The 14,834-nt window shown below is 35.1% G+C and carries 13 protein-coding genes; 7 read left to right on the top strand and 6 right to left on the bottom strand.

The genetic code is table 11. The features are described from left to right. Positions 1–352: 352 nt before the first annotated feature. Together mobA and mobB are read left to right on the top strand one after the other, a co-directional pair. On the top strand, positions 353–784 hold the full coding sequence (gene mobA / locus ACKTTZ_RS17300; protein ID WP_407846124.1) for a conjugal transfer protein MobA: 432 nt from the start codon (positions 353–355) through the stop codon (positions 782–784). 7 nt (positions 785–791) lie between these two features. Continuing rightward, on the top strand, positions 792–2,081 hold the full coding sequence (gene mobB, locus ACKTTZ_RS17305; protein WP_407846125.1) for a conjugal transfer protein MobB: 1,290 nt from the start codon (positions 792–794) through the stop codon (positions 2,079–2,081). 113 nt (positions 2,082–2,194) lie between these two features. On the opposite strand, the gene ACKTTZ_RS17310 is transcribed toward mobB, so the two are convergent. The 4 genes from ACKTTZ_RS17310 to ACKTTZ_RS17325 form a co-directional block, all read right to left on the bottom strand. After that, entirely contained in the window at positions 2,195–3,175 is a 981-nt protein-coding gene (locus ACKTTZ_RS17310) for a sterol desaturase family protein (RefSeq protein ID WP_407846126.1), read from the bottom strand. Between the two features lie 11 nt (positions 3,176–3,186). Continuing rightward, positions 3,187–3,837: a lysoplasmalogenase gene (locus ACKTTZ_RS17315; RefSeq protein WP_407846127.1), complete on the bottom strand. Its 651-nt coding sequence runs from the start codon at positions 3,835–3,837 to the stop codon at positions 3,187–3,189. Between the two features lie 333 nt (positions 3,838–4,170). After that, the gene (locus tag ACKTTZ_RS17320; RefSeq protein WP_407846128.1) at positions 4,171–5,163 is read right to left on the bottom strand and encodes a YhcG family protein; all 993 of its coding nucleotides are present in this window, start codon (positions 5,161–5,163) and stop codon (positions 4,171–4,173) included. Positions 5,164–5,192: 29 nt separating this feature from the next. Further along, a complete protein-coding gene (locus ACKTTZ_RS17325) occupies positions 5,193–5,516 on the bottom strand; it encodes a hypothetical protein (RefSeq protein ID WP_407846129.1) in 324 nt (107 codons plus the stop codon). Between the two features lie 176 nt (positions 5,517–5,692). Here ACKTTZ_RS17325 and mobC point away from each other — a divergent pair, with 176 nt between their 5' ends. After that, positions 5,693–7,693, top strand: a complete 2,001-nt coding sequence (gene mobC / locus ACKTTZ_RS17330) for a conjugal transfer protein MobC (RefSeq protein ID WP_407846130.1) — start codon at positions 5,693–5,695, stop codon at positions 7,691–7,693. Positions 7,694–7,832: 139 nt separating this feature from the next. On the opposite strand, the gene ACKTTZ_RS17335 is transcribed toward mobC, so the two are convergent. Both ACKTTZ_RS17335 and ACKTTZ_RS17340 read right to left on the bottom strand, forming a co-directional pair. Then, a complete protein-coding gene (locus ACKTTZ_RS17335) occupies positions 7,833–9,968 on the bottom strand; it encodes a DNA topoisomerase (RefSeq protein WP_407846132.1) in 2,136 nt (711 codons plus the stop codon). A 23-nt stretch (positions 9,969–9,991) separates the two neighbouring features. Next, complete coding sequence (locus ACKTTZ_RS17340) at positions 9,992–11,392, bottom strand: DUF3945 domain-containing protein (protein WP_407846133.1); 1,401 nt, start codon at positions 11,390–11,392, stop codon at positions 9,992–9,994. Between the two features lie 328 nt (positions 11,393–11,720). Here ACKTTZ_RS17340 and ACKTTZ_RS17345 point away from each other — a divergent pair, with 328 nt between their 5' ends. From ACKTTZ_RS17345 to ACKTTZ_RS17360, 4 genes are all read left to right on the top strand, one after another. Beyond that, entirely contained in the window at positions 11,721–12,560 is an 840-nt protein-coding gene (locus ACKTTZ_RS17345; RefSeq protein WP_407846134.1) for a hypothetical protein, read from the top strand. Positions 12,561–12,623: 63 nt separating this feature from the next. Next, positions 12,624–13,217: a hypothetical protein gene (locus tag ACKTTZ_RS17350; RefSeq protein WP_407846135.1), complete on the top strand. Its 594-nt coding sequence runs from the start codon at positions 12,624–12,626 to the stop codon at positions 13,215–13,217. 115 nt (positions 13,218–13,332) lie between these two features. Next, the gene (locus ACKTTZ_RS17355; protein ID WP_407846136.1) at positions 13,333–13,794 is read left to right on the top strand and encodes a hypothetical protein; all 462 of its coding nucleotides are present in this window, start codon (positions 13,333–13,335) and stop codon (positions 13,792–13,794) included. Between the two features lie 199 nt (positions 13,795–13,993). Continuing rightward, positions 13,994–14,737, top strand: coding sequence for a DUF2625 domain-containing protein (locus tag ACKTTZ_RS17360; protein WP_407846137.1), 744 nt, complete (start codon positions 13,994–13,996; stop codon positions 14,735–14,737). Positions 14,738–14,834: the final 97 nt, after the last annotated feature.

Here is a 14,834-nt window from a genome sequence, read left to right on the forward strand (position 1 = left end):
TATATTTTACTGTAAATGAAAACAAAACCAAAACAAATGCTGACTTTTAAGTGGTTAATGGAATGATTTGGCAGTAGTTGGTAGCCGGCAGGAGTATATATATATGGTTGATTCTGTATACATTGTTGTAGTGATTTTTAGGGAGAGTTTGCAGTTCTATACAACATCTGAATTTTGTTGGGCACTTGTTACGATAAGTTTTGTGATGAGGTAGACAGGGTGTTCATCGGAACACGGCAAGTTGTGTTTTGAGTGTCTCATAACTGTTTTTTGTGCCTCAAAACAACTTGCCCTGCCGGGAGCATGGAAACGCTCTCCAAAGTCGAGGTTATTAACTTTAAATGGATGTCTAATGAATGATCAGAGAAAAAAACAAAGGTGTAAAGGTGGAAGAAAGCCAAAGATAGATCCATGCATCCACCGGTATGTTTTTCGGCTAAATGATAAGGATAATAATAAGTTCCTCTCTCTTTTTGAAGCTTCGGGAATGGATAATAAAGCTCAATTTATAACGTCTTTGCTATTCTCAAAAGAGATAAAAACAGTGAAAATAGATAAGGGAACCGTTGATTTTTATATGAGACTAACTTCTTTTTATGCTCAGTTCAGAGCAGTAGGAGTCAATTACAATCAGGTGGTTAAATTATTATATACGCATTTTACTGAAAAAAAAGCAGCAGCATTTCTGTATCGCCTGGAAAAAAATACCGCTGAACTGGCGGTTTTATGCAGGGGAATTATTGAATTGACTGACGAATTCAACAACCGGAGCTTGAAAAAATAACAGCATAATGATTGCAAAAATTGGAAGAAGCAGTAATTTGTATGGTGTGCTGGCTTACAATCATAATAAAGTAGAGCAGGAAAAAGGTAAGATTTTATTCATGAATAAAATGGTTGAAACTCCAAACGGCAGGTATACCATATCACAGCTGGCAGAATCTTTTGATCCTTATTTAGCTGCCAATAGAAATACGGAAAAGCATACCCTTCATCTATCACTTAACCCGGATCCCAAGGACAAGGTCAGTGAGACGGATTTTATAAAGATGGCAGAAAAGTACATGGAGGAGATGGGTTATGGAGAGCAGCCCTATATTGTATTCAAGCATACCGATATTGACCGTACTCATGTGCATATTGTTTCTGTATGCGTCGATGAAAACGGCCGCAAAATTTCAGATAAGTTTGAAAAAAGGCGTTCAATGGAAATATGCAGAAAATTGGAAAAGACTTATAATTTACTGCCCGCAGTAGAGCAGAAGAGTTCTGAAAAAGGCCTGATTTTTAGTCCTGTTGATTATCATAAGGGAAATGTTAGACGTCAGATAGCTTCCGTGATCAGAAATATATCTTGGGAGTATTCGTTTAAGACCCTTGGAGAGTATAATGCGCTGCTTTCACTTTTTAATATAGCGGTTGAGAAAATTGAAGGAGAGTTGCACGGTGAACCTCAGCGTGGACTGGTGTATTTTGCATTGGATACAAGTAAAAACAAGATCGGACCTCCCATTAAGGCTTCCAGGATTGGTAGGGGTGCCGGACTGGCTGTATTGGAATTACACTTTTTAAAAAGCAAAGAACTAGTTTTAAACTCTTCCGGCAGGTTTGAGATTAAAACCGGAATTGACAATGCTCTCAAATATAGTAAAGGGGAAGGTGATTTTATTGAAAGGTTAAAGTCCAGAGATATTACTACCGTTGTCAGAAGAAATGATTCCGGGCGTATTTATGGGATCACCTTCATTGATCACCATTCAAAAACTGTATGGAATGGCTCAAATCTGGGAAAGGAGTATTCAGCCAATGCCTTTAATGATCTTTGGAAGGATCAGCAAAACACGGAAAAATCTTCTGAACTAAAATTTCCTCTGTCTAAACATTCGCCGTTAGATCAATTACGCTCTGATCAGCTTCATCCTTTATTTGGATTTATGAAGAATGGGGATAATGATACCTCTTCCAATGATGAAACGTCAGTTCTGTTTCCCGGGCTTTTACCTATGGCAGAAGGAGAAGATCATGAAGAGGAAATTTTTGCCCGGCGGATAAAGAAACGTAAAAAGAAAAGAAAATGGTAGTGGATGCTATCCTTCTTTCTCCAGAATAGCCTGAACTTTGCGCTGTAATTGCATATCTGACGAGAATCGTATTTGTTTTCTTTGCTAATTTACACTTTTATGCAAGACAACCATCAATTCGTCTTTTCTTCTAATTCCCGCTTCAAAGTAGAAATCCGCTCATCTTTATCATGATGATGCCAGCCCGGAGCATTGAAAATATACCCCAACTTCGCTTTCCATGTAGGTGCATTTCGGATGTCCTTTATCATATTTCCAAACTCATCAAAGACGATATGAAAAACATTATAAGTATGAATGTTATGATAGATTCCGTAATCCGTCGTTTTCTTTTCTTCCGCTTTGTACGTGCCGAAAAGATGATCCCAAATCATCAAAATGCCCCCATAGTTATTATCTAAATCCTCAATTTTTCGGGAGTGATGCACCCGATGGTTGGATGGAGAATTGAATACTTTATCGAACCACCCTAATTTTCCAATAGCATTGGTATGCGGCCAAAATTGAAAAATCAAGTTAAATTGATGCATCATAGCAATCATAATAGGATGAAAACCAATAATGATAAAAGGGATATACCAAATGTCTCGATATATGATTTCAAACCATCCTTGACGCAATGCAATAGCAAGACTCAGATGAGTAGCTGAATGATGATTGACATGGCCTGTCCAAAATAATCTGATTTTATGACTCAGTCGATGATGCCAATAAAAGCCAAAATCCTGAACAATCATAACCAATAACCAAAGCCACCAGTGATCTGCATGCCATTTTAAAGTGAAGAATTTATTGAAATCTTTGATTCCGAAAATATCGGTAAGTCTAAAATGATTGTAAATCCAAAAAAAGTAGGATAATGAAATAGCTTTCATCCCAAAGTCTAACATTACTGCCCCTATCCCCAATCCGATACTCGATACATTATCTTTGATGAGTCTTTTTGTGAATACTTTTTGAGGAATTTGATACAAAAATATTTCCCCTAATATCAACAAGATAAACACAGGGATAAAATAAGTAACAGGATCAGTAAAATCCAACGGACAGAACAAGCCAATACTATGAAAAAATCGGTTATCTTTTCTTTTCATAGGTCTTCATTTTATTGAATAATTCTGTTCTTTTTTTCAATACCAACCACTCCCAACACCAACATCAATTGAGCTAAAACATAAGTAATCATCACAACAAGTTCTTTCTCAGTACTATGCTGTACGAACATATTAATGGCCAATACAGAATCTGATATTACAAACAAAATAGCTCCTAGGATTAATAATAAAGAATAAGTGCTGATACTAAAATACAGCATCGTAGCAATGGTAATTCCGTAAATCACCACGGGTATCTTCATTTCGTTTAAATAAGGATATATATAGTAAATAAATGAGCCTAAATATAGAAAAACAAAGGGAAGCCAACTCCATACATTTTTCTTTTTAATCTTAAAAAAATAAACGATGTAACAAATATGAGCCAATAAAAAGCTTCCCAAACCGGGCATAAATCCCCATCCAAATAACAAAAACACATCACCCAAAAAGCTCAAAATTAATCCAGACAAAAACCATTGGTTTATCCGAAATACATCCTGTTTAGAATAAGTAAAATAAAACCAGATAATAATAGGTAACAACAGTGGTTTGGTAAAAAACCGCCAGGAACTATGATCCATAGCAATAAATGCTAAATCAAACGCAAAAACAATGGCAAGAAGGACTAATAACAATTTGATATTGACAGATTTTATCATGGTACTGTTTTATTGCAATCTTTTGATTATCTATTTTCTTGTTACAATATGGAAATATCTCAGGTTTGCACCAAGTTATTCTATATGTGACACTTAGGTCAGATTGTTAAATTACAAATAAAATTAAGATAAAATACTTTTAAAATATAAAAATACAATGCATCACACCTTAGTTATTTTATATTTTAGAAATAGACTATTATTAGAAGTATTATTTAAGTTTATGCAGTTTAATCACATCTTTTCCAAAGTAATTTTCGAATTTTCCTATAACTTCAGCAGAAATTTTAATAAACCAAATTAGCTCGAGATATAGAGATGTATGTATTTTGATTAATTTAAACTATCTAGTTCAAGCTTTATCCTATCTGCTTCTATCAGCTGTTTCAGTTCTTGTTCGTCTGGAAGATATATTCTGTATTTACTTGCAAACAACTTCTCATTTTCTGACATGACAGAATATTTTACAACCGTTTCATCTTTTTCGGTGCATAAAATAATACCTATTGTGGGATTATCATCAACTCCTTTTTTAAGATCATTATACATTCTGACATACATATCCATTTGCCCTATAGTTTCGTGGGTCAGTTTGTGGGTTTTAAGATCAACTAACACAAAGCATTTCAGATAATAATTATAAAATACAAGATCTATAAAGAAATCTGAGGTATCAGTAACAATATGCTGCTGTCTTGCTACAAATGCAAATCCTTTTCCCAATTCCATTAAAAACTGCTGAAGATGAGTAATTAAAGCTGTTTCTATTTGTGTTTCAGTTTGTGATTTATCTGAAGGAAGACCTAAAAACTCAAAAATATAAGGATCTTTAATATAACTCGATATTTCTTTGCTTTCTACTTTTGGAAATTTTAATAGTCTTCCTAAATATTGACTGTCAATGTTTCTTTGAAGAGTTCTGGTATTCCAGTTTCCTTCAACACAATGTTCCACATACTGTATCCTGTGATCTGGATTGTCGATCCTGCTTATAATCCTATAGTGCGTCCAACTCAATTCGGTACGCACTGCGTTCCAAATTGGAAATGCAACGAAAAAAGCCCGCATATTATTAAGATTTCTCTCGTCAAACCCTTTTCCAAATTCCAATGATAGATGATTTGCAAGATTTTTCAAAACAGACTTACCATACTTTGCCCGTAATTCACCATTTTGTTCATCTTTAATAATAAGCTGTCCAATTTCCCAATACATTTTAAGTAATATAGTATTGCTATTTCTGTAAACTTGGTCTTTAGCATCAGCAATAATTTTTGCAATGGAGCTGTAAAGATCCTGGTTGAATTCTTGTGTTCTCTCTATCATCTATCAAAATTACAAAATTTACTGTAGGATTAAAAGACAATGTAAATGTCGTTTTTCATGGTTAATGATTTATAAACACTCCAAACATTTGGAGTTTTACAGTCGCAAAAAAGTATTGTAATAAAAATATTTCGCATAAACATATTGTAAAACGACCATTTTTCTGAGATTTGAAGTAAGAATCTCAGAACCTGTTCTTGTTTTTCCTCGAAAATTGACATTGTGCCTACCAATTCCCAATTCGCTTTCACCAGTTCAGTATTGACTACTTTCACTGCGTTTTGTCTTGCTACCTCAATAGCGGATCCTATGCTGTCGAGTAGATCTGTGTATTTTGATGGGATGGGTTTCATAGACATTTTGTTATGGGACAAATTTAGAAATTCCTTTATCAATAGATTATACGATTCATTGTAAAAATAGTTTTTTTACGGTGCCAAATACTTCCTTATAACGACAGAAACTGCCAGCGTAGAAATCTACTTTCTGTCACCCACTAAATTCATTATCCTAACTTAAAAAAATTGATATGCAGGGTGAAGATGATCTCAGAGGACTAGCCAAAATTATGGCATTTATGCGGTCGGTCAGTATTTTAATGCTGCTGATGCATTATTACTGGTACTGCTATCCTTTTTTTCTGGAAAAAGGGTGGACATTGGAAGTTATTAATACAATACTGCAGAATTTTCAGAGAACAGCGGGGCTATTTTCTCATCCTTTGTATACGAAAGTTTTTGCTATTCTCTTACTCTCTTTAAGCTGTTTGGGAACAAAAGGAGTAAAAAATGAGAAAATCACATGGACTCAGATTAGTGGGTTTCTGGGAATTGGGTTTATATTGTTTTTCTTCAATACTTTTCTGTTAAAATGGCCTGGAGGTATTGGGAATATTCTTTATATGTCCTTAATGTCAGCAGGATATATCTTTTTGATGATGGCTGGCGTATGGATGAGCAGATTATTAAAAAATAACCTGATGGATGATGTCTTCAACAATGAGAATGAAAGCTTTATGCAGGAAACCCGGCTGATGAAAAATGAATACTCTGTCAATCTTCCCACTAAATTCTACTATAAAGGAAAATGGAATCAGGGCTGGATTAATATTATCAATCCATTCAGGGCAACTATTGTTCTAGGGACGCCAGGGTCAGGGAAATCCTATGCTATTGTCAACAACTATATCAAACAGCAGATAGAAAAGGGTTTTTCCATGTATATCTATGATTTTAAGTTTGATGATCTCTCGACTATAGCCTATAACCATGTACTGAAATATCATGATCGGTATACAGTAAAACCGAAGTTTTATGTGATTAATTTTGATGATCCGAGAAGAAGCCACCGGTGTAATCCTTTGAATCCTGATTTTATGACCGATATATCGGATGCCTATGAAGCGGCATACACCATCATGTTAAATCTGAACCGGAGCTGGATCCAAAAGCAGGGAGACTTCTTTGTGGAATCTCCTATTATATTACTGGCAGCTATTATATGGTTCCTGAAGATGTATGAAAAGGGTAAATACTGTACTTTTCCTCATGCCATTGAACTGCTGAATAAAAAGTATTCCGATGTTTTTACCATTTTGACTTCTTATGCTGATCTGGAAAATTATCTTTCTCCTTTTATGGATGCATGGCAGGGCGGGGCGCAGGATCAGCTTCAGGGACAAATTGCCTCTGCAAAAATTCCTTTATCACGAATGATATCCCCTCAATTATACTGGGTAATGACAGGAGATGACTTTTCCCTGGATATCAACAATCCCAAAGAGCCTAAGATTTTATGTGTCGGAAATAATCCTGACCGGCAGAATATCTACTCGGCGGCGCTGGGTTTGTATAATTCAAGGATTGTAAAGCTTATCAATAAAAAAGGACAGTTAAAAAGTTCAGTCATTATTGATGAGCTTCCCACCATTTATTTCCGGGGGCTTGATAATCTGATTGCAACAGCAAGAAGCAATAAGGTAGCAGTATGTCTGGGGTTTCAGGATTTCTCACAGCTGGCAAGAGATTATGGAGATAAAGAAAGTAAAGTGATCCAGAATACAGTGGGCAATATATTCAGCGGACAGGTGGTAGGAGATACCGCGAAAAATCTTTCGGAACGTTTTGGAAAGGTTTTGCAGAAAAGGCAGAGCATGACCATCAACCGAAATGATACATCGAGCTCTATATCTACTCAATTGGACAGTTTAATACCGGCCTCTAAAATTTCAACATTAAGCCAGGGAATGTTTGTGGGAGCTGTATCTGATAATTTTGATGAAAGGATTGAACAGAAAATGTTTCATGCTGAGATCGTTGTAGATCATGAAAAGGTAGCAGATGAAACGAAGTCGTATCAGCCCATCCCTGAGATTCTATCTTTTGTCAATGAACATGGAGAAGATAGGATGACAGCGCTTATTGAAGAGAATTATAAAAAAGTGAAGCTTGATATTGTCAGGATTATTGAAAATGAAATGGAGCGCATTAAAGCTGACCCCGAGTTGCAGCATTTAATACCAAAGGAGTAAAATGAAATTAAAAATCCCCGGAGTCCGGGGATAAAAACTAATAACCATGAAAACTCAAATTAACTATGAGAATCGGGTGCAAATTTAAAACATATGATCCTATTTTTCGATTTACAGTGTCTATAGGTTGTATTATAAATTAGGTTAGCTTTTTATAGAAGTTGTTTTGAGGGGCTAAAGACGAGGCGGGTTTGGCTGTTTTTCCTTGTTTGCTTTCAAACTCAAAAGAACTTTCAGCCTTGTCATTGAGTGTCATATACGCATTAAAAAGTTTTCCTGATCTGCTTTTCATGCCTTTGATCAATGAAGTCCTTCCATTTTTGATAAGTCTTTCAATGTCGGGAATTTCAATCCGGACTCTGCAGACATGTCGGAACTGCTGCCAGTCGCAATGTGTATCAGGACATTGTACCATACTGTCATCAATAATCAATTGCTGAGTTCTGCATTTAGGACACAGAAGGACAGGGAGATAAGGTTTCTCAAGGTGAATCTGCAGTAATTCTTCTGTGACAGACTTTGTATAGCTTTCAATGTTCTTTTGGAATTCAGCTGCACTCAGTTCGTTATTCTCAATATTCTGCAATGACAGCTCCCATTCTGCAGTCATGGAAATATCTGCGATTTTTTTGTCCTTTATCAGATTGTATACCCCTAAGCCTTTGTCAGTAGGAATTAGCAGTTTTTTTTCTCTTCTGATATAATCTTTCTCAAGAAGCGTTTCAATAATGGATGCGCGTGTTGCGGGAGTGCCGATGCCGATCTTCATTAAGGCTTTTCGCTGTTCTGTTTCTTCAATGCTTTTGCCTGCATTTTCCATTGCAGACAGCAGAGTCCCTTCAGTAAAAAGATTTTGAGGCTGGGCTTTCTTTTCCAGTACTGTAATCGTTTTAATTTTTACTTCTGCGCCCTCCTTTAGATCAGGAAGCTCCCGGAACTCTTCAAGGTATTCAGAAAAGTTTCTGTTGATACTACGCCAGCCTGTTTGCAATATCCTGCATCCTTTAACGGTAAAATCATGGTGAAGTACCTGTACAGTGATCTCTGTGATTTCTTTGACACAAGGTTGTGAAACGGCTTCGAGCAGACGAAAAGCAATCATCTCATAGATTGCATTTTCTTCTGCAGTAAGTGCTGAAGGAATTTTTTCAGTAATAAGAATTCCATGATGATCGGTAACTTTGCTGTTATTCACGATACTTTTATTGAAGTTTCCCCATGGGATTGTGCCTGCTGTGCTTTTATAGGGTTCTATTTTCTGCAGAATTCTTATGAGATCGGGAATGTCGGGCCATACATCTTGAGGAATGTATGGACTGCCGGTCCGTGGATAAGTAATGAACTTTCTTTCGTAGAGGCTTTGGGCAATATTTAGTGTTTTCTCAGCACTAAAGCTGAATCTTTTGTTGGCTTCCTTTTGCAGGCCGGTCAAATCAAACAGAAGGGGAGCCTGTTCTGTTATTGTTTTTGTATTAATAGTGGAGACTGTTGCTGTTGCCCGGGTTCTTTCTAGTGATTTGACAAGGTCTTCAGCTTGTTTTCTTTCGCTGAACTTGAACTCAACAAGACTTTTGAACTCCATAAAATCTTTTTGATGCATCAGCTCAATCTGCCAGTAGTTTTGACTCTTAAAATTTGTATGCTCCTGATAACGTTTACAGAGTAAGGCCAATGTCGGAGTCTGAACCCTGCCTAGTGAATATAAGCCGTTACCAGCTGCAATAGTCAATGCCTGAGTGGTATTGATTCCCAATAACCAATTGGCTCTGCTTCTGCGTTGAGCAGATTGAAACAATCCATCATATAGGTGACCGGGCTTCAGGTTTTGAAAACCCTGCTTTATGGCTTTTTCAGTGAGAGAACTGATCCATAATCTTTCAAATGGCTGGGTACAGTTCAGATATTCATAAATATACCGGAAAATCAGTTCACCTTCTCTTCCTGCATCCGTAGCAACGATGATACTGCTGCATGCACGAAACAACTTTTCTATTATTTTTAACTGTTTGGATGCGTCCGGATCAGTGATCAGCTGACTGCCTTTTTTTACCTTTCTGATGATCAGTTTAAAAGGGTTGGGCAAAACGGGCAGCACCTGCTTGTTAAAAGCTGAAATTCCATAATCTTCCGGCATACCCAAGGTGATTAAATGACCAAAAGCCCAGGTAACGGCATAGCCATTACCTGTCAGATATCCCTCTTTTTTTTCTGTTGCTCCTAAGACTATGGCTATTTCTCTGGCAATACTTGGCTTCTCTGCTAATACTACTTTCATAATAATATAGATTGAAATTGGTATTATATACGTTTTCCAGCGCGGGGCTGAGGTTTGTTCTGTTTGACCTGCTGGCTTTTGTCTTTCGGTGACTGCTGGCCTTTCTGTAAAGGTTCCTTTACATGTTTGGTGGCTTCATTGGTTTTGCCTTCCGAATTCACTGCTGTCTGTGTTTTGTGCTCCTCCGTAGGTTTTGTCTGCTGCTGGATTTTGTCAGGATTCTGAAATGAAAAATCGATCTTTCCGTTTTCCTGATTAAGGGTGATATATCCCTGGTAAGGCTGATTCTTTTTATCCAGCAGTCCGTCTAAATAAATCGTTTGGCCGGCTTTAAACCGGTCATACTGGTCATCATTTAATTCCTTGCCTCTGAATGTTCTTGGGGCTTCGGTCTGTGAATGTGATTGAGATTGTTGCTGACTCTGATTGTGATCAAAAAGAAATTCAACATATTTTTTATCTGCATTAAACTGAACATGGGCACTGAATGGTTCTCCCTTGGTAGAGATCATTCCTTCCAGATAAAGGGCTTTGCCTTCTATCAGCGTTTGTTTTTGGGATTCATCTAATCTGATACCCTTGATCTCATCAGGAATTCTGATATGCTCTACTTTGTAAGCAACGAGCTCATTGGTCAGCCGGTCTCTGCTGATAAGGGAGGGAATGATTTCATCAGTTTTTGGGTTGATAAGATCCACCACACGTCCCATATTTCCGTTTTCTATTAAATTCTGTCTGTCTTCAGGGGTAAATTCATGGCCCAGAAACTTAAAATTGAAATTGGGTTCTTTTCTGATGCCATGGAGATTAATCCTTACATCTCCTGCATCATTGGTGCTGAGTGAAAGGCGGGCGTCTATTCGGATAAGCGCTGTTCCTAGATTCAGACTAATTGGGAGAAGGCCGTTGGTTTTAAATCCTCTTAACATGGGTTCCAAAGCATTTGCTTTTTCTAATTTTTCCTGGGTTAAGCCAAATTTTGACATCATTTCCCAGTCAATCTGATCCGGGGAATATTGATACTCTTTTTCTGATAATGGGTTTGTACTCATAATATTGGTGTTTGGGTTTACTATTTTATAGGTGTTTAGAAATTCTTGGCCCTCCGTACTTGGATGTTTTAGGTGGTGCTGAATCTGTTTTCCAATCTTTTCAGATTCTTTGAATGGGCAAGTGAAGAAGTTGAATAAAGTCGGGTTTTTGAGCTGGCTAAGAAAATTGGAAAAAAAGTTGGAGAGCGGGTCACCGTTTTTATCAATTTTTAAAAACTGATTTTGATTTTTTTGAGTATTGGGTACTGTCATCAGATTTCCTTTTTCATCAACAGTCTTTACCGCTTCAATCTTCTGGGTTTTGGAATTGAAAACCAATAGAGTATTGAGTGAAGAGGGATCAGGGTTTTGAGTGTTTGTGCTATCTTCCATGATGTTAAATTTTGAATTAACAGTGAAGTTAAGAGGATAGGACCAGATCAGATGAAAATGGCAGTAAAGATGAGTATTTGGCTTGGATTGTCTGGAAAACAATCTTTTGTAACCGATTTTACTGTATTATCTAAAAAAAATAATTAATTTTAATATGTCTCAATCTTGAGATGTATTTTTTCATCATTTGTGTTTTATCCTGTTTTATGAATAATGAAACAGGATTTTATTTAGGTAAATCACAGAACAGTATCGAATTAAATGGTGATGATTTCTGAGTTCAAAAAAGCAGTATATTTGAAACAATCACCAGCCTAAATATTTATAAATGAGCCCTATTAAAATAATACCATTCATTATATTGAGTATTTCTTGTTTTTCACAAACAGATTCTGAAAAATATATTATTGATGATGGTATAACAGTTGAAAAACCTGATGGCATCAGAATGTTGAATGAAGTTTATAACAGCAATAATATCATATACACAATTGGGAAAAAATTTACTTACTCCTATTTCTATCAGAATATAAAAGGAGAGAAATTTCTGATAAAAAAAGGGAAGGAAATTCTACAGCCCGAAGGTTATAGTATTGCTGATTGGGAATTTGTGGAGATTGATAGACAAAATATGGAAACTATAAATCATTTAATTCTAAGACCTCGGCCAGGAAATCCGTTTGAAAGAATTAATCCTGATTATAATCAAACAGCCATAGGGTACGAGTATGTCATGGCTAATAACGAACTTATGAGCTCAGAAGAAACCGGTGCAATTGAGAACGAAATGAACGTCTGGATACATCCGCCAAGAAATGATTTTTTTAAAATTTTAGAAATTAATCCTTTTCCTTACATCAAAGCACCTTATCAGATAGGAACAAAATGGACCTGGAGTCTGGAAATTGGAGATCATTGGTCAGAAAAGAGATGGCTTGAATGGAAAGGAAGCATTGAAAATAAATACTCTTATGAAATAAAGGATAAAAAAAATATACTAACGAAGTTGGGGAATTTGGAATGTTATATTGTTCATGCAACAGCAAATAGCAGAATTGGTAAAACTGAACTTATTTCTTATTTCAATCCCAAATATGGTTTTGTAAAACTTGAATACACCAATATTGACCACACAAAAACTGTTCTTGAATTAGAGAAAGTAGATTAAAACATTATCAATTTGCCTCCAAAAAGAATCAAATAATAATCGTAACTATTTCTTCTATTTATAATGAGACTTATTCTCAAAAAGATTCATTCCGTTGATTTTATCGTTAGTAGTATCGTAGATCAGTTCCAACGCAATATCACAAAATTTTTATTCCAAATGAGGTTGCCACTATTTTTATCAATGCTACTTTTAATATTTTCTTGCAAAGAAAAACCAGAATTAAAAATGGATATTAAAACTGTGAATATAAATTTAAATCGAAATAATAATCAATACTTAAAAGAATATCATCCTGAAAAAACTGGTCAAGAAGTAGAAATTCAATTTATAAAAAATAAAAATAATAATAAATTATATGGAATTATGAGTTGCTCATATAATAGCAATTTCCTACTTGACAACAATGATTTTTCGTTTGAAACTTTTAGATGTGATTCTAACTTTCCTGTATATATAAATTTTGAAAAAAATACTTCTGAAAAATATAAATTACTGGTGACAAAAAATCCTAATTCAAAAAGGAAATATTTCAAAATTGGATTCAAAAAAATTATTTTTCCAAATAAATATTATTCTTTTGGAGCTTACTGGGAAAAAGTCAAGAACAATAAATATGAAATTCTATGGAGCGAACCAATAAAATTTGAAAATTAAATAATATATAATTCTTCAGATAACAGTATTTTGGTACCCATCAATTTGAGTTGTATTTTAATTAAAGAATAAAAATATTCAGCATTATTCCGCTGATAAAAAATATAAAGAACCCATGAGATCTACATTCACAGACTTACAAAAAGAAGAATATGAAAGCTTAGTCCTGAGACTGCGCAAAGCAGGTGCCAAAAATCCGTCCAGTTGGGCTTCTAGTGAAGTCATGGAGGGAATACCACAGTTTGCTAGATTTCTTATTCTTAAGTCTCTATTCGATATTGCAAAATCTACAGATGACAATATCGCTATGGCCGCTGACTTTGATGATGAAGTAGAGGAAAAATATAATGCTATAAAAGACATCGTTGGAGAGGACAAATTATTGAGTTTTCTAACCTCCTATTCTAAAGGTATTATTTACAATGTCGTTGGACTCTTAGATGAAGGAAACCAGGAAGCTGACCGAGATAAAATAAGCTGGACACTGATGAAGACCGATGAGAATTTTGAATCTACAGGGCAGATGATCCAAGGCCTTCATGAAGATTTTTTAGAATTTGAAGATGAAGTAAAATAAAAATTCCTATCCCCAATAACGGTAATAAAAACTCAATATTTTATAAAAAAAGAGTCTTATACTTTCGCGTTAATTGTGGTAATTATCTTATTTATAATTTTTTTCTAAGTATGAAAAGGAATGAGAATAAATAGATTGATAACTGGGGGCTGGAACTTTGGATTCTAATAAAAATTAAAGTTTTAAAAAACGATCCGATATGACAAAATTTTTGACAATTATCATATTATGCTTATTCTCATTAACAACTTATGGACAAACAAAAATGCGATCTATTGATGAATTAATAAATGATAAAGATCCAGGGTGGAATCTTGTAAAAGAATGGATAGACTCTGCTGAAAATAAAGTGGAAATCTTGCCTGGTGACACAAACAAAGCGAAGGATGCCTTATATAAAACTCAAGTTACAACCTACTCCCCAATGGGTTCAATTATATATATGACAGGTGGACTTTTAGTTGATAATGGATGGATAAGAATTCTGGGCTCAGGTAGCGACAAATTGAACAGGTCACTACCTGAATGGAATAAAGGAAAAACATTTAAGGATTATGGACAGCCAGCTCCATATCTTTTAATTGCTGACGATGCAATAGGGGGTATTTTTATTCTTAATGGGGGTGGACTTGGTAGTGATTTAGGAAAAGTTTATTATTTGGCTCCTGATAATTTAGAGTATGAACCTCTTGATCTTACTTACAGTGACTTTTTAAATTTTTGTTTTAATAACAATTTGAAAGAGTTTTACAAAGATTATAGATGGCTAGATTGGAAAAAAGATGTAACAAAACTCAAAAATGACCAAGTATTTAGCTTTTTTCCTTACTTATGGACTGAGCAAGGTAAGGATATAAATAAAGTATCAAAAAAAGAAATTCCAATTGAAGAACATTACAGATTAACCCTTGAGTTTAGAAAACAACTTGGACTTGATAAATAGAAATAAAACTACCACCAAAAATATAAATGAAAAATTAACAAGTTGGAAAAATATTCTTTATTTCTCCTTCTGTAAGTCTTTAAAAAACATAACTATT

This window comes from Chryseobacterium sp. KCF3-3 (assembly GCF_045865955.1).
GTDB lineage: Bacteria > Bacteroidota > Bacteroidia > Flavobacteriales > Weeksellaceae > Chryseobacterium.

Bases quoted from the DNA above. Each gene is read 5' to 3' on its own strand.
- mobA (WP_407846124.1), top strand. From the start codon at position 353: ATGAATGATCAGAGAAAAAAACAAAGGTGTAAAGGTGGAAGAAAGCCA.
- mobB (WP_407846125.1), top strand. From the start codon at position 792: ATGATTGCAAAAATTGGAAGAAGCAGTAATTTGTATGGTGTGCTGGCT.
- ACKTTZ_RS17310 (WP_407846126.1), bottom strand. From the start codon at position 3,175: ATGAAAAGAAAAGATAACCGATTTTTTCATAGTATTGGCTTGTTCTGT.
- ACKTTZ_RS17315 (WP_407846127.1), bottom strand. From the start codon at position 3,837: ATGATAAAATCTGTCAATATCAAATTGTTATTAGTCCTTCTTGCCATT.
- ACKTTZ_RS17320 (WP_407846128.1), bottom strand. From the start codon at position 5,163: ATGATAGAGAGAACACAAGAATTCAACCAGGATCTTTACAGCTCCATT.
- ACKTTZ_RS17325 (WP_407846129.1), bottom strand. From the start codon at position 5,516: ATGAAACCCATCCCATCAAAATACACAGATCTACTCGACAGCATAGGA.
- mobC (WP_407846130.1), top strand. From the start codon at position 5,693: ATGCAGGGTGAAGATGATCTCAGAGGACTAGCCAAAATTATGGCATTT.
- ACKTTZ_RS17335 (WP_407846132.1), bottom strand. From the start codon at position 9,968: ATGAAAGTAGTATTAGCAGAGAAGCCAAGTATTGCCAGAGAAATAGCC.
- ACKTTZ_RS17340 (WP_407846133.1), bottom strand. From the start codon at position 11,392: ATGGAAGATAGCACAAACACTCAAAACCCTGATCCCTCTTCACTCAAT.
- ACKTTZ_RS17345 (WP_407846134.1), top strand. From the start codon at position 11,721: ATGAGCCCTATTAAAATAATACCATTCATTATATTGAGTATTTCTTGT.
- ACKTTZ_RS17350 (WP_407846135.1), top strand. From the start codon at position 12,624: ATGAGACTTATTCTCAAAAAGATTCATTCCGTTGATTTTATCGTTAGT.
- ACKTTZ_RS17355 (WP_407846136.1), top strand. From the start codon at position 13,333: ATGAGATCTACATTCACAGACTTACAAAAAGAAGAATATGAAAGCTTA.
- ACKTTZ_RS17360 (WP_407846137.1), top strand. From the start codon at position 13,994: ATGACAAAATTTTTGACAATTATCATATTATGCTTATTCTCATTAACA.